This window comes from uncultured Mucilaginibacter sp., assembly GCF_913773635.1.
Taxonomy (GTDB): Bacteria; Bacteroidota; Bacteroidia; order Sphingobacteriales; family Sphingobacteriaceae; genus Mucilaginibacter.
The window spans coordinates 220768-242599 of sequence record NZ_CAJYGQ010000005.1; the positions used below are offsets into that span (position 1 = coordinate 220768).

21 protein-coding genes are annotated in these 21832 nt (G+C 41.4%); 16 read left to right on the plus strand and 5 right to left on the minus strand.

Annotated elements, in window-relative coordinates:
- Positions 1 to 17: 17 nt before the first annotated feature.
- Complete coding sequence (locus QZ407_RS04655; protein ID WP_295768075.1) at positions 18 to 1409, minus strand: zinc dependent phospholipase C family protein; 1392 nt, start codon at positions 1407 to 1409, stop codon at positions 18 to 20.
- Between the two features lie 241 nt (positions 1410 to 1650).
- Positions 1651 to 1836, minus strand: coding sequence for a CsbD family protein (locus QZ407_RS04660; protein WP_157539946.1), 186 nt, complete (start codon positions 1834 to 1836; stop codon positions 1651 to 1653).
- A gap of 144 nt (positions 1837 to 1980) precedes the next feature.
- On the opposite strand from QZ407_RS04660, the gene QZ407_RS04665 reads away from it, so the two are divergent.
- Entirely contained in the window at positions 1981 to 3720 is a 1740-nt protein-coding gene (locus QZ407_RS04665; RefSeq protein ID WP_295768079.1) for a thiamine pyrophosphate-dependent enzyme, read from the plus strand.
- Between the two features lie 77 nt (positions 3721 to 3797).
- Here the strand turns inward: QZ407_RS04665 and QZ407_RS04670 are convergent, their stop codons facing one another.
- The 3 genes from QZ407_RS04670 to QZ407_RS04680 are packed head-to-tail and all read right to left on the minus strand — an operon-like array spanning position 3798 to position 6052.
- Positions 3798 to 4799, minus strand: a complete 1002-nt coding sequence (locus QZ407_RS04670) for an MBL fold metallo-hydrolase (RefSeq protein WP_295768081.1) — start codon at positions 4797 to 4799, stop codon at positions 3798 to 3800.
- Positions 4800 to 4826: 27 nt separating this feature from the next.
- A complete protein-coding gene (locus tag QZ407_RS04675; RefSeq protein WP_295768083.1) occupies positions 4827 to 5657 on the minus strand; it encodes an alpha/beta fold hydrolase in 831 nt (276 codons plus the stop codon).
- A gap of 59 nt (positions 5658 to 5716) precedes the next feature.
- Entirely contained in the window at positions 5717 to 6052 is a 336-nt protein-coding gene (locus tag QZ407_RS04680) for a MauE/DoxX family redox-associated membrane protein (RefSeq protein ID WP_295768085.1), read from the minus strand.
- 211 nt (positions 6053 to 6263) lie between these two features.
- Between QZ407_RS04680 and hemA the strand changes: the two genes are divergently transcribed.
- The 15 genes from hemA to QZ407_RS04755 all read left to right on the plus strand — a co-directional run bounded on the left by hemA (position 6264) and on the right by QZ407_RS04755 (position 21752).
- A complete protein-coding gene (gene hemA, locus QZ407_RS04685; RefSeq protein WP_295768088.1) occupies positions 6264 to 7490 on the plus strand; it encodes a glutamyl-tRNA reductase in 1227 nt (408 codons plus the stop codon).
- 168 nt (positions 7491 to 7658) lie between these two features.
- Positions 7659 to 8951 (plus strand): MFS transporter, encoded by a 1293-nt coding sequence (locus tag QZ407_RS04690; protein ID WP_365334627.1) that lies wholly within the window; start codon positions 7659 to 7661, stop codon positions 8949 to 8951.
- Between the two features lie 253 nt (positions 8952 to 9204).
- Positions 9205 to 10074: a hypothetical protein gene (locus QZ407_RS04695; RefSeq protein WP_295768090.1), complete on the plus strand. Its 870-nt coding sequence runs from the start codon at positions 9205 to 9207 to the stop codon at positions 10072 to 10074.
- Between the two features lie 791 nt (positions 10075 to 10865).
- Complete coding sequence (hemC, locus tag QZ407_RS04700) at positions 10866 to 12440, plus strand: hydroxymethylbilane synthase (protein ID WP_295768092.1); 1575 nt, start codon at positions 10866 to 10868, stop codon at positions 12438 to 12440.
- Positions 12441 to 12544: 104 nt separating this feature from the next.
- Positions 12545 to 13516, plus strand: coding sequence for a porphobilinogen synthase (hemB, locus tag QZ407_RS04705; protein ID WP_295768361.1), 972 nt, complete (start codon positions 12545 to 12547; stop codon positions 13514 to 13516).
- A gap of 96 nt (positions 13517 to 13612) precedes the next feature.
- Positions 13613 to 14926, plus strand: a complete 1314-nt coding sequence (hemL, locus tag QZ407_RS04710) for a glutamate-1-semialdehyde 2,1-aminomutase (RefSeq protein WP_295768094.1) — start codon at positions 13613 to 13615, stop codon at positions 14924 to 14926.
- Between the two features lie 76 nt (positions 14927 to 15002).
- A complete protein-coding gene (locus QZ407_RS04715; RefSeq protein WP_295768096.1) occupies positions 15003 to 15872 on the plus strand; it encodes an ATP-binding protein in 870 nt (289 codons plus the stop codon).
- Between the two features lie 20 nt (positions 15873 to 15892).
- Positions 15893 to 16594: a response regulator transcription factor gene (locus QZ407_RS04720; RefSeq protein WP_157539935.1), complete on the plus strand. Its 702-nt coding sequence runs from the start codon at positions 15893 to 15895 to the stop codon at positions 16592 to 16594.
- Complete coding sequence (locus QZ407_RS04725) at positions 16594 to 17121, plus strand: tetratricopeptide repeat protein (protein WP_295768100.1); 528 nt, start codon at positions 16594 to 16596, stop codon at positions 17119 to 17121. Before QZ407_RS04720 ends, QZ407_RS04725 begins: the two co-directional genes overlap by 1 nt.
- 34 nt (positions 17122 to 17155) lie before the next feature.
- Positions 17156 to 18181: a uroporphyrinogen decarboxylase gene (hemE, locus tag QZ407_RS04730; RefSeq protein ID WP_295768102.1), complete on the plus strand. Its 1026-nt coding sequence runs from the start codon at positions 17156 to 17158 to the stop codon at positions 18179 to 18181.
- Positions 18182 to 18263: 82 nt separating this feature from the next.
- Positions 18264 to 18806, plus strand: coding sequence for a CopD family protein (locus QZ407_RS04735; protein WP_295768104.1), 543 nt, complete (start codon positions 18264 to 18266; stop codon positions 18804 to 18806).
- Between the two features lie 282 nt (positions 18807 to 19088).
- Positions 19089 to 19469: a hypothetical protein gene (locus QZ407_RS04740; protein WP_295768106.1), complete on the plus strand. Its 381-nt coding sequence runs from the start codon at positions 19089 to 19091 to the stop codon at positions 19467 to 19469.
- 56 nt (positions 19470 to 19525) lie between these two features.
- Positions 19526 to 20095 (plus strand): sigma-70 family RNA polymerase sigma factor, encoded by a 570-nt coding sequence (locus QZ407_RS04745; RefSeq protein ID WP_295768108.1) that lies wholly within the window; start codon positions 19526 to 19528, stop codon positions 20093 to 20095.
- Entirely contained in the window at positions 20079 to 20846 is a 768-nt protein-coding gene (locus QZ407_RS04750) for a hypothetical protein (RefSeq protein ID WP_295768110.1), read from the plus strand. The genes QZ407_RS04745 and QZ407_RS04750 overlap by 17 nt, the downstream gene beginning before the upstream one ends.
- A gap of 24 nt (positions 20847 to 20870) precedes the next feature.
- The gene (locus QZ407_RS04755) at positions 20871 to 21752 is read left to right on the plus strand and encodes a porin family protein (RefSeq protein ID WP_295768112.1); all 882 of its coding nucleotides are present in this window, start codon (positions 20871 to 20873) and stop codon (positions 21750 to 21752) included.
- The last annotated feature ends 80 nt before the right edge of the window (positions 21753 to 21832 follow it).

The following is a 21832-nucleotide window of genomic DNA, read 5'->3' on the forward strand; positions in this document are numbered from 1 at the left end:
ATCAATTGCTTATTAATTTACTTGCGTTGCGCCATCACAGGTTCAACTGCACCGGGTATGGGTTTGCAATTTTTTAATTCCTGTAATGCAGCCTGCATTTCCATTTGTTTTTCGGGCTTGTCCAAAAACATCTTTTTCAGTTCGGCACCTGCAAAATAAGCGTTGATGTGCTGCTGAATATCGGGTGTTAAACAGGCAAACTTGTTTTGTTTAAGCTTGGTAACCAATTCGCAATAAGTATTGTCGGCAAGGCTGTACTCGCCAAATTTAAGCTCATGACCGGTGTCGAGGTTAATGTCATTAAGTTTTAGCTGATTGCCGTCCCATTGTTTTATAGCCGTTGCATATTTAACAATGATGGTATCAAAAACTTTTTCAAACCTCTTTTCGCCTTCCACGCCTGGGTAAACAAATTTTAAATTTTTAAGCGGACCAACCTTGGGTAATATATTTACCAGGAATGATACCAAGCGCGCTTTAATGTCAGGCTTTTCGCGTTTGCCGGTAAATTCTTTATTGTACATGCGCCTGCTCATTTTATATTTAAAGCTGCGTTTGCTGGCGTGGCTGTCATGTTTAACAATGTCCCCCTTTTTTGAGTTCCATGCGCGTTTAGTCATCGCCGGGAAAAGGTTTTTTACTCCCCAGCGCATGGTGTTTATGCTCGAATCGAAATTTTTAAAAATAACGCTTAGTTCTTGTCCGTATGTTTTTAAAAAGGCACGTTCAAGAGGGGCGGTGGCTACGTTAAAGCCAATAAAATCATGATAAGCCACGGATGCATAGTTGCTTCTGCCAATTTGAACCACGTCATAAGCAAACTCCATACGGCTGTGCGATGTGTGGTCATTATCATAAGTAACCACATTGCCAAATTTGGCTTTCAACTCAGGGTATAGCTGTGGTACAGTAACGTTTGTTGCCATACTATGGCCGTACTTATCGGCAATATAGTGAGACATAGCACCCAGTGCAAATGCATATTCGTTTAGGCTTCTTGCTTCATTGAGTAAATTAATAATAAAGTCGCCGCTTCGTACGTAGTGAAGTAAATCAGTAAAGTAACTGTTACCGCCAGGCATGTAACCCATATCAGCTACCAAACTGCCTCCGTAGGCAAAAGAATGCGCTTTTATAAGCTCATCAAGGGTTGATTGTGGATATCTTTTAAGCAGTACAGGTTTCAATGTTCTGTCCCATTCGGCGTCAATAATAGCTTCATGAGCCAAAATTGAAAAGCATTGCCCGCTAAATGGTAGAAACATTAAGGCAGCAACGGCGATAGACTTAAGGTTATATTTTAATTTAAGCAACAGCATATAGTATGTCAAAGCACCTATTACAACATCACTTTTACTAATGTGTTTGGTTACGTTTACACACTTCTTGTTTAAACATCTAATTTTCATGTAACACCAACAAAGTTTGGGTGTCTATTAAGTGTTACTCAAGTTGGATGATGGGTTTAGCTAAAAAATGTATTGCCGTATGGATTTAAATAGTTTACCGGAATTTTTTTTAGCTGTAGTTGCTTTCACGGTAACTGTATTTTTGGGCTTACTGATTTTGACCTCGTACTACAAAAACGGCAGGGAAAAGTCTTTATAAAAAGAAAAGCCCGGTAGAAGTACCGGGCTTTTCTTTTTATGATTATAAGCTTTTAATCCAGCTTACCAATTCATCGCGGCCTTTGCCCGTTTTTTGTTGAAGTCGGCCAAGTAACTCATCGTCCTTGCCTTCTTCATGTTTTAAATCATCATCTGTAAGGTCGGCGTAGGCTTGTTTTATTTTGCCTTTCAACTCATTCCAGCCACCCTTTATTTCTAATTTATCCATGGTAGTATGTTTTAGTTACTATAGTAACATGAGCCGCCTGTTATGGTTTGCTTTAAGTGCAATATCGATGTCATCAAACTAAAGCAATCAGCAAAACTTAAAACTTACTGTGTTGCAAAACGGTTATCCAATAAATTAAATTTTATGGCTAAAAATGTAGCAGAACAAGTGGTAGATATGCTTGCCAATGCAGGCATCAAAAGAATATATGCAGTAACCGGTGATAGCCTTAATGAGATTAATGATGCAGTACGCCGCAGCGATGGTAAGCTTGAATGGGTGCATGTGCGGCATGAAGAGGCTGGCGCGTACGCTGCCGCAGCCGAGGCCGAATTAAATGGTATTGCCTGCTGTGCTGGAAGCAGCGGACCGGGCCATGTGCATTTGATTAATGGCTTGTATGATGCTCACCGTTCAGGAGCGCCTGTTATTGCGCTTGCTTCAACTTGTGCATCGCATCAATTTGGTACAGAGTATTTTCAGGAAACTAATACCATAAAACTTTTTGACGATTGCAGTCACTATAATCAAATTGCCGTTACGCCTAAACAGCTGCCGCGTATGCTGCAGGCCGGGGTGCAATACGCCATTAGTAAAAAAGGTGTTTCGGTAGTAGGCATACCCGGAGATCTTACTTCCATGGATGCCGAAGAAATTGTGTCTTCTACCGCTAATTACTACGCGCAGCCTGTTATTCGCCCCGCCGATCATGACTTGCAAAAAATGGCTTCGCTTATTAGCGAGTGCAGTAAAATTACTTTGTTTTGCGGAATAGGATGCGCCGACGCACATACTGAGGTGATACAGTTATCACAACGGTTGAATGCACCGGTAGGATATTCGTTCCGCGGTAAAATGTACGTGCAGCACAACAACCCTAACGAAATTGGCATGACCGGCTTGCTGGGTTTACCGTCGGCTTATCATAGTATGCATGATTCTGATTTAGTTATTTTACTAGGTACCGATTTTCCGTATGAGCAGTTTATGCCTACCGACTGCAAGATAATTCAAATAGATGCTAAACCCGAACGTATTGGCAGGCGGGCAAAGGTTGATTTAGGTTTATGCGGAAATATTAATCATACCTTACAGGCGTTACTGCCTTTACTTCCTCAAAAGGAAGATGATAGCTTTTTAAAGGATCAGCTTGAGCTTTATGGAAAAGTTAAAGACAATCTCTTTACCTATGTTAAAGATAGGGGAGAGAGCGGAGCTATACAGCCGGAGTTTGTAGCGCATACTATAAATGAGCTTGCTGACGATAATGCAATATTTACTGTTGATACCGGTATGTGCTGCGTTTGGGGAGCCAGATACATAACCTCAACAGGAAAGCGCAGTATGCTGGGTTCATTCAATCACGGGTCAATGGCCAATGCTATGCCACAGGCCATTGGTGCAGCTATGGCATGCCCCGACAGGCAGGTGATTGCCTTAGCTGGTGATGGCGGACTTTCTATGCTTTTAGGTGATTTGGCTACTATTTCGCAATATAAATTACCTGTTAAAATTGTAGTTTTCAATAATCGGTCGTTAGGTATGGTGAAATTGGAGATGGAAGTTGCCGGACTGCCCGATTGGCAAACCGAAATGCACAACCCTGATTTTGCCTTACTTGCACAGGCCATGGGTATTAAAGGTGTAACAGTAAATGACCCGAATGATGTAGAAGCGGCACTACGTGATGCATTTGCTCACAACGGGCCTGTATTGCTTAATGTAATCACTAATCCAAACGCTTTAGCTATGCCACCTAAAATTGAATTTACTCAGGTTAAAGGTATGGCTCTTTCAATGTCGAAATATATTTTGAACGGCGAGGCCGGCGAAGTATGGGATACCATAAAGGCCAATTACAAACACATTAAAGATGTGCTGTAATAAAAGCAAAATTTGCGTCAGGAACTAAAAGTAAAAAAGCCAATGATTATAATCATTGGCTTTTTTACTGCGTATCATTACGATTTGTACTTTTCCCACCAGCCCGAATTATAATTACTTCCTGTTGCTTCGGTTGGTTTACCGGGTTCGGGCACAAATAGGTTCAGATTTTCTTTGGCCGCTAGTTCAAGTAAAATGTCAATTGGTTCGTGCCAGGCATGCAAGGCAAGGTTAAATGTTCCCCAATGTATGGGCATCATTTGTTTGCCTTTTAAAGCCAGGTGTGCATTTACCGCACTCAACGGACCCATATGTATATCGGGCCAGCTTTTGCCGTAGGCGCCAATTTCAAGTATGGTTAAATCAAATGGGCCGTAAGCGTTTCCAATATCTTCAAAGCCGTTAAACCAACCCGAGTCGGCACCAAAAAATATATTATGTGTATGGCCTTTAATAGCAAAGGCACTCCAAAGTGTTTGGTTACGGTTAGTAATACCCCTGCCCGAAAAGTGGCGTGTTGGAGCTGTTGTAATTGTGCAATCATTACCCACTTGTGCAACATCGCCCCAGTCCATTTCAGTAATTAGTTCAGCTGCAACTCCCCATTTTTTCAAGTATCTACCTACACCTAATGAGGTATAAAAAGGAATATTTTGTGGTGCCAGTGCGCGTATGGTTGCCTCATCAAAATGGTCATAATGGTCATGCGATATAATGACAGCATCTAATTGCGGCAATTTATCAAGTGGTAATGGGGCATCAAAAAAGCGTTTAGGTCCGGCCCATTGTATAAAAGATGCACGCTTACTCCAAACGGGGTCAGTTAATATGCGCTTGCCATCTATTTCAATTAGGAGGCTTGAGTGCCCTACCCAGGTTATACGCAGACCGCTTTCAGGTGGTGTGTTATATGTTGAGGCATCGGTAACAAAAGGTCCTAATGTTTTTTTGGGTGTACCTTCAGATCTGGTGGTTAAGTATTCCCAAAATACAGCAGGCATCTTGTCAAGGCCGGCATCGTCGGTGGGTATTGGATTAATGAATTTCTTGCCTTGTTTTTTTGCGCCCTTTAGTTGCATTTTAGTTGATATGGTCTTTGATTGCAGTTACTGTTTTAAAAAAGCTATTGCCTTTTCACATAACTGATGTAAGTGTGTTGGCAGCTCCGACTGCAAATATGGATGACCTGCACCAAAAACATGGTCGGCGTTAGGTAATATTAATAATTGCGCATTGGGTTGCATAGCTTTTAGTTCATGCGCATGGCTTAAGGTAACCACGCTATCGGCAGTGCCGTGTATTAGTAGCCAGGGCTGCTTAACGTTGGCTGCATTGGCAAGTATATTAAGGCGACCCGGGTTGCGGTCAAGGTCATCTAACAATGTTGACTTTACCGGCATTTGTTGCCCCGTGCGATAATTAGGAAAGTGAATTACGCCACTCAACCGCCATTGCCTTTCGGCTATAGGTGGCCAAAGGTTGCGGAATGATGCAACAGATGCCATAGTAATTAAATGACTTACCCGTTTATCTTCAGCTGCCTTTATTATACTTATGCCACCACCCATGCTATGCCCTATAAGCGCAACAGATTGTGCTACAGGTATTACCGAGCCACTGCAAACCCAGTCAATTACGTATTGCAAGTCTTCCAGCTCAATACTGAACGTGTTTTCGCTGAAGGCTATTAAATCGGCAAAGTCCGTAGGCTGTTCAGGCGTGGTACCGTTATGCGAAAAATTGAATTTTAAAAACCTGAAACCTTGCGCGGCAAAATATTTGGCAACCAGGTGGTGTGTTCCCCAATCTTTGAAGCCCTTAAAGCCATGTACAAATATGACTAGCGGCGCATAGCGGTTTGCCTCATCATAGGTTAAATCCATTGACATTATGCGGCCTTTAGAGCCGGGCAGCGTATAGTTTTCAGTAGTAATCATGTAACTAAATAAGTGTTTGACTTACTTTTTTGTTTCAAGGTGCCATGCCAGCCACAACATTAATAGCGGTTGTAAAAACACCTAAGCCACGCCGTTAGTAAAGTTATTGTAGTACCGTTTACGCGCATAGGGGCTTGCTGTACCATGGCAATATGCACTGGTAAAAATGCAGCCAGCATAATAATGAGCAAGGTTAAGCCTAAATTGCGGCTTTGTTTAAATATAAGCATCAAACCAAATACAACCTCGCAAATACCCGCAATATAATTTAAAGCTTGGGGTTGGGGTAAATAGTCGGGAATAATATCAATGTAAAAATCGGGATTTATGAAATGGTTTATACCCGCAGCAACGTAAGCTGTTATGAGTATAATAAGACTTACTTTTTTTAACATTTAAGAGTTGATGATTAGTGTGTGATGAAGAAGGTATGGTAAATATATATTAAAATTTGATAAGGAATTGGTTGGTAATCACGGCTAAATCATGTCATTGCTGTTAATTTATACTCATTCTAAATTGCGGTGTTTGACAAAGTGTTGACAGTAGCGCATTATATAAGATAGTACTTTTGTGGGTCAGAATTTTTGTACTAATAAATAAGCTTTGAAGTATTTAAAGGTAATAGCTTTTACGCACAAGCAAATTGAACTGAAGGAACTTGGGAAGCTGGTGCTTTGTCAGGAAGACCTTACCGGTAAATTACAACAGGTAAAGGAGCAATTTAACATTCCTGAGCTTTTTTACCTTTCTACCTGTAACCGGGTTGAATTTGTAATGGCAACTTCACAGCCTGTTGACAGAGATTTTGCACAGCGTTTTCTTCAGTCATTAAGTATGGGGCTATGTCCTTACTACATGAATACCTTTATTGATGCTGCATCAATTTATGAAGATCAGGAGGCGTTAACGCACTTATTAAGAACATCCTGCTCGCTTGAAAGTTTGGTAGTTGGCGAAAAAGAGATATTAGCCCAACTGCGCAAAGCTTATGAAAACTGCCGCGCAAACGGACTTACCGGCGATTACCTGCGAATGGTAATGAACTGTGTAGTTAAAACCGCCAAAGAAGTTTACACCCACACTAATATTTCACGTAACCCAATTTCGGTAGTATCATTAGCTTACCGTAAATTAAAAGAGTTGAAGCAATGCTCAAACTCAAGAGTACTGATTATTGGTGCAGGCGAAACTAACCGTAATATCTCAAAATACCTGCAAAAACACAAGTACAGCAACTTTGCAGTATTTAACCGTACACTGGCCAATGCACAAACAATGGCTGCCGATTTAAACGGAGAGGCGTACGATTTGGATGCCCTTAAAACCTATAGCAAAGGTTTTGATGTTATTATTACCTGTACATCGGCTACACAACCTATTATTACTGCCGAAATTTATAAATCGTTACTAAACGGCGAAACCGAGCGTAAGACAATTGTTGATTTAGCTGTGCCTAACGATACCGCACCTGAAGTTTTAGAGCAGTTTGCGGTAAACTTTATTGAGGTAAGCACGCTGAATGAAATTGCTAAAAAGAATTTACAGGAGCGCTACCAGGAATTGGTACATGCCGAGCGTATCATTAACCAAAATATAGACGAGTTTTTGCCTTTGCTAAAACAACGCCGTATTGAGGTGGCTATGCGCCAGGTGCCCGAAACAATTAAGCAAATAAAGCATAAAGCCCTTAATACCGTTTTTGCCGACGAAGTACAGGCTATGGACGAACAATCACGCCAGGTACTGGAGAAAGTAATAGCTTACATGGAGAAAAAGTACATAAGTGTTCCCATGGTAATGGCTAAAGAAATCATGATCAACAATAATTGATCAAGCATAATACAAAACAGTAATTACTCGCAATGACTCCCTTTTACAAAAAGCCCTGCATGTTATTGCTTCACGGAACAGTGTTTATTTAGCATTGTAAGCGTAATTTTCCTTTTCCCTAACTTCCTTTTCAGGGAATAGCCGGCAACAAGCCGGATTTGATTTTTAGTGCGGCCGCGCTTTGCGTTATTTATTACGCTTGCTGCTGCTTTATTAACTGTTTACATTATTACGTTTACCATGTTCTCTACCATATTAACACCCAAACCTATAAAACAACAAAACCAAGGCATTGCAACCGTACTAGCTTTTGCATTATTGCCATTGTCTGGCTTTGCTACCGATATTTATATACCATCGCTACCCTCAATGGCCGCATCGTTGAAGGCCAGCAGCATTCAGGTTCAGTTTACTTTAACACTTTTTTTAATAAGCTACGGCTTTGGTCAGCTGTTTATAGGCAGTTTGCTTGATAGTTTTGGCAGGTATAAAATAAGCCTCATATCATTGGTTTTGTTTGTGCTGGCCAGTTTGGTTATTGCTAGTACCGAAAGCGTCTATCTGATATATGCCATGCGCATAGTGCACGGCCTTACCGTAGCAGCCATTATTGTAGCTAAAAGAGCTTATTTTATTGATATGTTCACCGGCGATAAGCTGAAGCACTATCTCAGCATGTTCTCTATCATTTGGTCTACCGGGCCAATTGTAGCGCCGTTTGTAGGTGGCTACTTCGAAGTTGCTTTCGGCTGGAAGTCAAACTTTTATTTTTTAGCTTTATTTGGGGCGATACTTTTTGTGTTAGAGGTATTGTATAGCGGCGAATCCTTACAGCACTTTTCAGAATTTGCAATAAAAAAGATTACGAGTATTTACGCCTCCATGATAACAACAGCCAGCTTCACTTTGGGTATCGTAATGCTGGCGCTGGCCTACGGCATGGTAATGGTTTACAACATGACAGGCCCTTTTATTATTGAGCATGCATTGCACTTGTCGCCCATTGTATCGGGCTACAGCTCACTGGTGCTGGGCTTTGCCTGGATGGTAGGCGGACTAGTTGGCAAGGCTACCATTAACCGTCCATTTTTTGGCCGTATGGTGGTAAATATTGTGGTGCAGGTAATTTTTGTAATTGCCATGCTGGTAGTAATGCCGCACTTGTCAAACCTGTATACACTCATCCTGTTCGCTTTCCTTATTCATGTGGCGGCCGGGTTTACGTTCAATAACTTTTTTACCTTTTGTTTAAGCCGTTTCCCTAAAAATGCAGGCATAGCCAGCGGATTAACCGGCGGCATCAATTACGTGATCATATCGTTTTTAAGTTACAGTGTGGTAGCTGCGCTGCCTGCAAACGATTGGCACAATTTAGCGCTAAGCTACTTATCTATGGTGGTACTATCGGTGCTGGTAATGTTGGTGCTGAGAAGTAAAAGGGATGGATTAGCAGCGGCGTAAATGTTTGAACCGGAATTTAAAAAATTTTTGAAAGTGGCAGAATTGATTAAACAGGTTTCAGTATTCTAATCTGTCATTTCGAACGATAGAGAGAAATCTTGTTCAGTTAGTAAAGCAGCTCGCTAAGCTAATTGAGCAAATTTCTTTTCGGCGTTGCCTCTGGCCCGGGCTATTCGCTGCAAGTCCTCATTACGCTATGCTACACTGTGGGCTTTCCGCTACTTCCCCTAACCCAAACTTCGGGTTGTAGCTAATGCAAGGTTTTTCTATCTTTAAAGCTCATTTAAACCTTATGTTTAAAACTGTTACGGCATATGAGGCCATTAGCAGGGGAGATAAAATTATCTCTACTCCTATCTCCATAATTTTTATAATATGTATTGGTTTGCCTGCAATATTGTTTCATGTTGCAGAGCTATCGCCATGGTATATATTGTTAGGCTTTGTACTTGGTTCAATAACATCATGGATATATTGGAGTTATGCTATTGTGAAGTGGCGTGTATGGGCGTTTACAAATGTTAATGATATACACAGGCTTAAAGAATTAGCAAAAAAACATAAGTTTATTGGAGTAGGGGACTGGATGTCTGCTAAAACCGAAATATGGGATACGGAACAAAGAGAGCATTGGGAGCAAATAGAGAAGAGGTTGTCAACAACCGAAGCATCTTTTATTGATAATTTAAAAATTCCTAATGAAACCATTTTAGTTGAGTCAAAAAGAACAAGCATGATTATAAGTACTAGCTTGCTTCTTTTTTTATTGATAGGACTGTTTTCCGCGATTTTAAATAAGCATTACTTTGTAGCCGTAGGGCTTTTTACAACAGCTGCAATTATTGCTTTTTTTATGTACAGAAATTATATCAAAAAGAAATATATAATACTGAACGAAGAGGGCATAAGTACTGATAAAATTCAATTTTATAGTTGGGGTCAAATTCGCCACGAAGAGGTTAATCACTTGGGAGAAGGGGATTATAATTTTACTTACAAACATCCTGAAGGTTGGGAGGAAATTTCTATTGTTGATTATATTGAATCGCATGAGCAATTAGAAGAGTTGCTTTACATTTACCGAAAACGTTACGAAAGAAAGATGATAGGTGATAAGATTTGATAAAAAGTACTATTTTCAAAATCAATGTCCCCAACACACCCTTTCTCCCGCGGCATCAGGAATGCTGCGGTAAACTCAGCCTTAAGTAAAAGCAAATAACGGAATTATTAATACGTTGCTTTAGTTTTTAAGCGATGTCACAAAGGGAAACTATCTACTATACTTTTTACACAATATGCTTTACAGCAGCAGTTTATTTTGCGATAACAATTCCAAGAATCAATTCCCATATACCTCCACCAGCTTTTGCTATTGAATTATTTGCTTTGCCAATAGGTTTTGTGATTTTTCAGTATGATATTATAAAATATAAAAAAATGACGGTACATAAGATAGGCCTTACCGCTAATGGATTAGTGATGGCTTATATTTTATTTATGGCCTTTTAAAAGCTCTGCCCCAACATCACCTTTCCCCGCGGCATCAGTGTTTTGCGGGTAGCACAAACTCAAGTCAAACCACAGCCCTAACGAAGCAAATAAACGTAGCCGCAAGTTTTCTTTTGGTTACTTTTCTTTTGTATAAAAGAAAATTGACATCCACTGGCTTACGGCAAGTACATCCCAATGCTAACAAGGCACTGGCAGTAGTAGAAGCACAAAACTCAAAGCAACGACGAGGTGGCGAGCAAAACCGCTTCGATAAGATTTCTCTCTATCGTTCGAAATGACAGGTTTATTAAAGATCGTTAAGAAATAAACACCCCTACGTCAATCAATCCTCACATTCTCATAAAAATTCCTTAAAACTCTGTGTAAAACTTATTTTTGCTAGCAAATCAAAATACACACTTGGACAGGACAGTTATTATTGGCACCCGTGGTAGCGAATTAGCCTTATGGCAGGCCAACTTTGTTAAAGATAGTTTAGCTGAAATTGGCGTAACCGCCCAGCTGAAAATTATTAAAACCCAGGGCGACCGTATCCTGAACCTTAGCCTTGATAAGCTGGAGGGTAAGGGATTTTTCACCAAAGAGCTGGAAGAAGAACTGATGGCCGGCACTATTGATATTGCTGTACACTCACATAAAGATTTGCCTACCGAGCATCCGCCGGGCTTAATTATCGCTGCAGTATCTGAGCGCGAAGATCCGTCGGAGTATTTGATTATTTTGAAAGATTGTGTTGATGTAAAGCAAAAGCTGTCGGTTAAGTTTGGTGGTTTGGTGGGTACATCATCAAACCGTCGGAAAGCCCAGTTGCGTGCCCTGCGTCCTGATTTAGAAATGGACGATTTGCGCGGCAACGTGCCTACCCGTATTGGCAAATTGCGTAGTGAAAGCTATGATGCCATTATGCTGGCCAAAGCCGGGGTGGTACGTTTAGGAATTGATTTAAGCGAATTTCATGTTGAGGAACTAACTCCAACTGAATTTGTACCTGCCCCTGCGCAAGGTGCCTTAGCTATCCAAATCCGCGAAACCAATACTGATTTGTTCGAGGTATTACAAAAGCTGCATCACCCCGAGGTGGCCGAGGCTTTAGCTGTTGAACGTACTGTACTTAAAAGTTTTGGTGGTGGTTGTCATATGCCTTTGGGCTGTTATTGCCGCAAACACGAGGGCGAGTATCAGGTGTTTACCTCTAAAGCCGATACCGAAAATGACCTGCCCGACCGTATGTTTATAAGCGCTACAAGCACTGAGGGACTGGTTGACAAGATATTAGCCAAGTTTGATAAAGAGCGCAAACTGGCTAACAAGGTATTTATATCAAGAGAGCTTCCAGCATCAAGTTATTTCCGCCGAGTGTTGGAAAAACATGATGTGGAGATTGAAGCCCGCTCATTGATACGCACTGTGCCGGTAATGACCATTTTGAACCCTTACGTTTTGCAGGGTGTTGATTGGGTATTCTTTACCAGCAAAAATGCGGTTGAGTATTTTTTTCAGTTGAAGCCGCAGTTTAGTCACCCGGTTAAGTTTGGCGTAATGGGTAGCGGATCTGAAGATATGCTGCGTCGTAACGGCCACTTTGCTAATTACGTAGGCGACAGTGGCGACACTGCAGAGGTAGGTGCCGAGTTTGCCAAACTAGCCAACGGACTACACGTACTGTTCCCTGGTGCCGAAAACCCAATGCGGAGCATACATAAGGCATTGTCGCCCGAAACAAAAATAGTTGATCTGCCGGTTTACGAAACCGTACTTGAAGAAAGCGCCGAAGGGACCAATGCCGATATACTGGTGTTCACCAGTCCATCAAATGTTGAAGCTTACTTTAACGACAACCTGTTGGATAATTACCAACGCGTAATTGCTATAGGTAAATCAACCGGCAACAAATTACAGGAAATGAATATAGCCTACACCCTGCCATTTTCACCTGATGAGGTTGGACTGGCCGAAGCGGTGTTTGGACTATAAATTGGATTGTGATTCATGGTTCATGAATCATAGTTCACAATAAAAGTTGTTGATAGGTCAATTCTGCCATGAACGATGAGTTATCAACTATGAACTATAAAATTATGCTACAACGACCAAGAAGAAACAGAAAGAGTGAAGTGATCCGGCAAATGGTGCAGGAAACACATGTGAGTGCGGCAAATTTGATATTCCCGCTGTTTATTGTAGAGGGCGAAAATCAAAAAACGGAGGTTTCTTCTATGCCGGGCATTTACCGGTACTCTATTGATAATTTACTGCGTGAAGTTGAAAGCTGCATGAAGTTAGGATTGAAATCGTTTGATTTGTTCCCTAACATTGATGAAGCGTTGAAAGACCAATACGCTACCGAAAGTCACCGCGATGGTAATTTGTACCTGCGTGCTATCAGTGCGGTTAAAAAAGAATTTCCTGAGGCGTGCGTGGTTACAGATGTTGCTATGGATCCATACAGTAGCGACGGCCACGACGGCATTGTTCAAAACGGCGAGATACTGAACGACGAAACGCTGGAAGTTTTAGGTAAAATGGCTTTAGCCCACGCGCGCGCCGGTGCCGATATTATTGCACCATCAGATATGATGGACGGTAGAGTAGGCTATATACGCAATGTGCTTGATGATAATGGCTTTACCGGCGTATCTATCATGTCATATACCGCTAAGTATGCCAGCGCCTTTTACGGCCCGTTCCGTGATGCACTGAACTCAGCGCCTAAGTTTGGCGACAAAAAATCATACCAGATGAACCCTGCCAACCAGCGCGAAGCTTTGATTGAAGCCGAGCTTGATGAGGCCGAAGGTGCCGACTTTTTGATGGTTAAACCCGGTTTGCCGTACCTTGACGTAATTCAACTTCTAAAAGAAAATACCGAATTGCCAATTGCCGCCTATAACGTAAGCGGCGAATATGCTATGATTAAAGCTGCAGTACAAAACGGATGGCTTAATGCTCAGCGTTCTATCACCGAAGTGTTATTGAGTTTCCGCAGGGCAGGCGCATCGGCAATTTTAACTTACCACGCTAAGGAAGTTTTAGAAAATAAATGGCTGTAATTTAAAGGTGAAGGGTTAAAGGCGAAAGGTAAAAGGTTTCCAACCCTAAAAAGCATCTTTCGCCCTTAACCTTTCACCCTTAACCTAATAAAAAGGATGTCTGATAACGTAAAAGAAATAAGCCGCGAAAAATCGGCTGCATTATATGCTAAGGCACAAACTTATTTCCCGGGTGGGGTAAACTCTCCGGTAAGAGCGTTCAAATCAGTGTATGGTACCCCTCTATTTATAAAAAAGGGTGATGGAGCTTACCTGTGGGATGCTGACGATAACCAATTTATAGATTTTTGTGGCTCATGGGGTCCGCTTATTTTAGGCCATAACCACCCTGCCGTACGCGAAAAGGTAATTGAGGTGATGCAAAACGGTATGTCGTTTGGTGCACCAACAGCGTTGGAGAACGAACTTGCCGAACTCATTTTGAGCAATAATCCGTTCATCGAAAAAATACGTTTTACAAGCTCGGGTACCGAGGCGGTTATGTCGGCTATAAGGCTGGCCCGTGGCTACACCAAGCGCGATAAGATATTAAAGTTCGAAGGCTGCTACCATGGTCATACAGACTCTTTACTGGTTAAAGCCGGTTCAGGATTGGTAACCTTTGGCGAAACTTCATCAGCAGGTGTACCAAAATCTTTTGCCGATGAAACCATCGTAATAGCACTTAATGATAAAGAAGCATTGGCTCAGGCGTTTGAAAATTTTAAAGATCAGATAGCCACTGTAATAATTGAGCCGGTACCGGCTAACAACGGTTTGCTGCTTCAGCATAAAGAGTTTTTACAATACCTGCGAGAGATTTGTACCGCTAACGGTACCTTGTTAATTTTTGATGAGGTAATTTCCGGATTCCGTGTGAGCTTTACTGGCGCGGCAGGTTTATATCAAATTCAGCCCGATATTATTACTTATGGTAAAATTATTGGCGGTGGTTTACCTGTAGGTGCTTACGGTGCATCGGCGCAAGTTATGAGTAACGTATCGCCCGAGGGGCCGGTTTACCAGGCTGGCACACTGTCGGGTAACCCGGTTGCAATGGCAGCAGGTATAGCTCAAATAACCGAGTTATTAAAACCTGGCTTTTATGAAAACTTGTCGGCCAAGACAGAAGCATTTGTGAACGATATTACAGCTTTTGTAAACGAGCATAATTACCCGGTTAACCTTACGCGCATTGGTTCTATCTTCTGGTTTGCATTTGATACTAAAGAAACCATTCGTAAAGCCGAAGACATTGATCCGCAAAGCATGAGCAAATTTAAGCAAATGCATTTCGAACTTTTAAACCGCGGGGTTTATTTTGGCCCATCGGGTTATGAAGTTGGCTTTGTATCTGCCGCTCATACTACCGATTTACTTAACCAAGCAAAACAAGCTATATTTGATAGCTTAAAGGTGATATTTGGATAGATAAATGTTCTTGATTCATAGTTATTTGAGCGCCAACTTTGCTGTAAACTATGAATCATCAACCATGAACTGATTTATGAAAAGACCATTTGTTATTTTTTACGCGCTTATCATTTATACCGTTATGGAACTGGTGTGGTGGGGGTATATGCTTTTAAAGCTGCAGCCCGAGCGTACGGGCATGATACTGGGCGAAGGTTCGATGTTTGTGATGGTTATAACAGGTGGGGCTATACTGTTTCATAAATCGCTTACTAAAGAACGCCGCTTACAACATCAAAAAAAGAACTTTTTACTCTCGGTTACGCATGAGCTTAAATCACCTCTGGCTTCCATAAAACTTTATTTGGAAACTATTCAAAAGCGCACGCTAACCAAGCAACAGGTTGATGACTTTGTGGGCAAGTGTTTGCTTGACGTTGACCGCCTGAATGATATGGTGGAAAATATGTTGCTGGCCGCCAAGATAGAAAACCAGTCATATACTTTTCCAAAGCAGCAGTTCAATATTTCGGTATTAGTTGATGGTATTATTAACCGTTTACAAATAAACCGGTGCGATATGCATCAGCAATTGATTAATGCCGAAATTGAGCCAAAGCTTGAAGTAACCGGCGATAAGTTTGCCTTAACATCGGTAGTTACCAATTTAATTGAGAACGCAATTAAATACTCAAAACCCTGCGAAACGGTTGATGTAAAACTGTACGCCCGCGGCGGCAGAATACACCTTGAAGTGGCCGACCACGGCATTGGTATAGCAGATGAAGAAAAAAGCCGTATTTTTGAACGTTTTTACCGTGTAGGAAGCGAAGAAACCCGTAACACAAAGGGCACAGGTTTGGGTTTATACATTGTAAAACAAGTGCTGGATAAACACCAGGCGGTAATTAACGTACGTGATAACCGTCCGGCGGGCAGTGTATTTGAAGTTATTTTTGGTTAAACCATTTCAACAAACCTGTAATGACAAAAAAAAGAATCCTTTTGGCCGAAGATGAAGAACATCTTTTAGAAGCCATCAAATTAAACCTCGAGTTAGAGGGTTATAAAGTAACAACAGCCAACAACGGCAAAAAAGCGCTTCAAAAGTTCAAAGAAGAGCGCTTTAACCTGGTTATTTTAGATGTGATGATGCCCGAGGTTGATGGCTTTGTAGTGGCCGAAACCATTCGTTTGGAAAACTCGGAGGTGCCTATCATGTTCTTAACGGCTAAAAATACTAATGAGGATAAAATTCAGGGCCTCAAAAAAGGTGCTGATGATTACCTTACCAAGCCTTTCAACTTAGAGGAACTAATTTTACGCGTTAACAACCTGGTTAAGCGTGGCCTCAAAGGCGACGACTTGAAAGAGTTTAACAGTTACAAAATTGGCGACAAAACCATCCATTTTAACTCATTTGAATTAATTAACGAAGATGGCTCGGTTACGCCTTTAACTAAAAAGGAAACCATGCTGTTGAAGCTGTTGATTGAGCGCCGTAATGAGGCAGTATCACGCGAGCAGATATTGGAGACTGTATGGAACTACGACGTTTACCCGTCAACCCGTACTATTGACAACTTTATATTAACCTTCCGCAAGTATTTTGAACCCGATCCAAAAAACCCGGTTTATTTTCATTCCATTCGCGGTGTAGGCTATAAGTTCACTGACCATCATTAATGTTTACCAACAAAGCCCGTATTCTTGTAGCTATTGCTTTTACGCTGCTTATGATATTTTTTATCTATAAGCAAACGTATCAGCTGGCTGCCGTAGCACTGCTTTTTGTTGCCTTGCTAGTATGGGGATATTTTAAAGAAGGACCTATTATTTTAGCTGCAAAGCAATTTCACCTTAAAGATTACCATAAGGCCGAAGAGTTGCTGATGCAAATCAAAAACCCTGAATGGCTAAGCCGTAAACGCCGTGGTTTTTATGAATTTATGATGGGTGGCATTAGCTTGCATAAGCAGGAGTACACCACGGCCGAGCAGCATTACGAGCAGGCGGCTCAATATCCGTTACGCTCGGTTAATGACCATGTTGCTGCCTTGGTACATATTGTAAATATTAATATAAGGCAAGGTAACTATGAAAAGGCCGAAACCTATTTGCAGCTTGCCGAAGAAAAAGGTGATAAAATAAGTGCTAAAATGCGTGAGGTAATTAATAAGCTTGAAAGCGAATTAGCAATGCGTAAAAATTGATATGAAGCAGGCTGAGCAGGCCTGCTATTTTTATATGAAAAATTCATTATTTATTAAAGCCGCATTATCACAGCCAACCGAGCGTCCGCCGGTGTGGATGATGCGCCAGGCCGGTCGTTTTATGCCGCAGTATTGGGAAATCAAAAACAAGTATTCGTTTTTGGAGATGTGCAAAACGCCCGAAATTGCTGCCGATGTAACTATGTTGCCGGTTGATTTGCTGGATATTGATGCGGCCATCCTTTTTTCTGATATATTGGTTACCGGCGAGGCTATGGGTGGCGATTTAAGCTTTACCCAGGGAGTTGGTCCTAAGTTTGCTAACCCGGTGCGTACCAAGGCCGATGTTGACAATTTACAGGTTGATGTGTTAGACCGTCTGCAATACGTAGCCGATGCTATTAAAGTGATACAGCAACGTTTGAACGGCCGTATTCCGCTTATAGGTTTTGCCGGAGCACCATTCACAGTAATGAGTTATTTGGTTGAGGGCGGCTCATCGCGCGATTTTAAGCTTACAAAGCTTATGCTGCATAATCAGCCCGAACTGGCTCATCAGTTGCTATCGAAAATTGCACAAGTAACTGCCGATTACCTTAACCTGCAAATTGAAGCTGGTGTGAATGCCGTGCAAATATTTGACAGTTGGGCACAAGCTTTAGCGTGGGATGATTACAAAGAATTTTCGCATAATTACATTGCTCAAATCATCAGCAAGTTGAACCGTAAAGATATTCCGGTAATATCTTTCTGTAAAGGAAGCTCGGTGTTTGCCCCTTTAATGGCCGAAGCTAAACCTGATGTGGTTTCGATTGACTGGAATGTTGATTTGCTTGACATGAAACAACGTTTACCACAAGGTATTGCCGTGCAAGGTAACCTCGATCCGCATATTTTATATGCCGATAAAAGCGTTATCAAAGAGCGTATTCACCGCCTGTTTAACCGCATGAAAGATGAGCAGGGTTACATATTCAATCTCGGTCATGGCATTATGCCTGATATTCCTTTTGATAACGTGAAGTATGCTGTTGAAGTAATTAAAGAATACAGATACTAAGACATAAATCTCCTCCCGTTGAAAGGAGGAGATTGCCTTTTAAAATAATAAGTAAAGCGCACCAATCAAGTCGCCATATCTTATGTACCTATACGTAAAAGCCATACATATAATATTTGTAGTCAGCTGGATGGCCGGACTATTTTATGGCGTGCGTTTGTTTATTTACCATACCGAGGCCCAAGATAAACCAAAAGTTGAGCGTAATATATTAACCGCCGAATACGTGCGCATTGAAAAACGACTATTTAACATCATAGCCACCCCGGCAATGATACTTACGTTGCTGGCAGGCATAACCATGGTGTATCTTGATACCACTTTGATGCGGGCCAACTGGCTTATTGTTAAGCTGTGCTTTGTGGCGGGCCTGGTGGCTTACCACTTGAAGTGCCAAAGCATTATGGAAGATATGCGACACGGTAAGTTCAAGTGGACGTCATTCCAGCTTCGCCTGTGGAACGAGGTTGCTACCATTTTTTTATTTGCCATTGCCTTCCTGGCGGTACTTAAAAGCGCTGTAGATTGGTTGTATGGCATGGCCGGACTTATAGCTTTTGCGGCTATCATCATGTCGGCCGTGAAGATTTATAAGAATTACAGGGTAAAAAAAGGAATAAAGTAAGGATTATCATCAATCGTCATTCCGAAGTAGCGGGGGAGTTGAGCGCTGCCGCTGAAGCAATCTCGGAGTTCCGATACGCTGTACTTCCTTATTGCTTCGACATCCAATGCTCTTCCTGCATCTGTCTTGCAGTGACATGATTATTGTACGGGCACTAATGCCGTTGTCTACGTTCTCACTTACAACTTTATTTTCAAATCACCACTTGGTGCACTATACTTTCTTAGACAATAATTCTAAGCAAAGATCCATATTATCGATATATTTAAACCATATTAACCTATGGCCGAAAAACTGGAGTTTAGTTGCAGTCAAGACGATTTGCGAAATCTAATAAACGGTAAAATCCTCATTGCCGATTTTCTGAGTAACTTATTTACAGACCCTGCAAAGTACGCCCAAATGTGCGCTGCCCTGCAATCCTACCACCGCAACGATGGTGGCTCACCCGAGGTACATTCCTTTGATGTTGAGAATGCGATATTAAACCCAGATGGTACGTCTGGACGTTTCAGGTGCCGGTTCAGAGTAAAGTATCATTACACCTGTTCTGATGTTCATAACACCGCAGGAGATACCATTGACTGGACTTTTAAAATTATAAATCAAACGCTTCAATTAACAGGTGAAGATGTACTGGAGCGAGATGGCGATGAGTTCTAAAAAAATATTTATAAAGTGATGCAACCATTTCCTTGCATGTATCATCTTACCTACAAATGCTGTTTTTAAAACATAAATATTCAACCGAAGACTTAATTGCCAAATGCAAAACAGCCGATCGCAAATGTCAGGAGTTGCTGTATAAGCAATTCGCTTCAAAAATGCTTGCGGTATGTATGCGTTATGCAGTTGACAAAATGGAAGCTGAAGATATGTTACAGAATGGCTTTGTAAGGGTGTTCCAAAAAATAAACGACTACCGCGGCGATGGTAGTTTTGAAGGCTGGATGCGCCGTATTATGGTGCACAGCTCAATTGAGTATTACCGCAAACATCATAAGATGACTTTAGTTGATATTGACGAGAGTGGTTATGAGCAACCAGTTAACGCAACGGCTGCTTCCAGCCTGGAAACTAAAGACCTTATGGCCTTAATACAGCAATTGCCTGCAGGTTATCGTATGGTATTTAACCTTTATGCCATTGAAGGATACTCGCACCGTGAAATTGCTGATATGGCAGGAATTACCGAAGGAGCATCAAAATCGCAGCTGTCAAGGGCACGCACTTTATTAAAGCAAAAGATTGAACAATTGGAGGGAAAGTTATATGAATATGCAGGATAATGAATTAGACGAACTGTTCCGTTCAAAGCTGGGTGGTTTGGAAATGCAACCATCCGCTCATATATGGGATAATATTAATGCTTCCTTGGGAAAGGAAAAAAAGAAGCCTTTAATACACACGCTTAGTATTGCGGCTACTTTGCTTGTTATTTTATCGGCCGGAACGTGGTTTGCATTAAATAAACCGGCAAAAGTTGAGCAGGCTCATGCATCTGCGGTAATTAAAAAGACTAATGCAATAAAGCAGCTTCAGGCTGCTGATACTAAGTCTGACGTAATCAACCAGCCAGTTGTTGGCGTTAAAAAGACCAATGAAAAAATTCAACAGGTTGCAGTTGTTAAACGTAAGCCTATAGTTGAGCAAGCAAAATCAAATGCGGAATCGGTAAAAGAGGTTATTTATGATGCTGCCACTATTACCAATGAACCTGAACAAATATTAGCTGCAGTTGTAAATGTTACTGTAAATAAGCCCGTGCTGCCAGAAATGGCCTTAGCCACCAAAACCATTGATACTGTTCCTGCTGCATTGAAGACAACTCATTCTGTTACTTCGCCAACGCTAATGGCTCAGCAACCCGAAAAAAAGAAAAGGCGTGGAATACACTCGCTGGGAGGTATAATCAATGCTGTAGTTTCGGCAGTTGATAAACGCGAAGACAAGTTTATAGAGTTTACCGAAACTGACGAGGACAATGCCAATATAACAGGAATTAACCTTGGCCTGTTGAAAGTTAAGAAAGAGAAATAAGACATATATTCAACTTAAATAATCATGAAACGCTCAATTATAATTGCAATAATTACCGCTTGTACTACAGGTGCGTTTGCGCAAAGTACAACAACTACTACAACTAAAACAGTAATTACAACTAATGATAAAGGTGACACTGTGCAGGTGCGTACCGATACGGTTAAAACTAAAAGAAAAGGTTTCAGGTTTAGCTTTGGTAAAGGCGAAGATGCGGCTTCGGTATCAGTTAACCGTCGTGATACTATCAAAACAGAGGATAAGCCATCTAAGGCTCCCGGCTTTTCATGGGGGCTTACACTATCAAGGTTAGATCTTGGTTTGGCTACTTTGGTTGATAACGGTAGTTTCAATTTATCACCTCAAAACAATTTTCTTCGCTATCGCTCATGGAAAAGCAGTAATGTTGGCTTCGATTTTATTCAGGTAGGTTACCGTTTTAACAGTGCATTTCGTATCTACGTTTCGGGTGGTTTAGATTGGACTCACTTCCGCTTGCGTGAAGACATTACTATCCAAAAGGAGCAACCTGGTGATTTAGGCCTGGTATACACCACAGATAATATTGATTACAGTAAAAACCGCTTTACGTCAAGCTACTTCCGTATACCATTAACTTTTGATTGGAGAAGCCATGTAAACAGTGAAGGCAAACGCTTCCATATAGCAGGCGGACCAATGTTAGGCGTACTTTACAACGGCCGTGTTAAGCAAATAAGCGATGAGAACGGCAAACAAAAGGCCAACGATAATTACCACTTTACCAAATGGCGCTACGGTATGACTGCCCGCCTGGGTTACGGTGCCTGGGGTATTTATGGTAAGTACTACTTTAACGATATGTTTGATACCGCCGTTCAAAATGGGTTACGTAACTTTTCCTTCGGTATCATGTTAGGATTTTAAACATATTGCGGTATCAAAAAGCAAAACTGCATTCTAGTTAAAAGCCCTTTGTAAGAGGGCTTTTTTATTTTTAAAAGTGG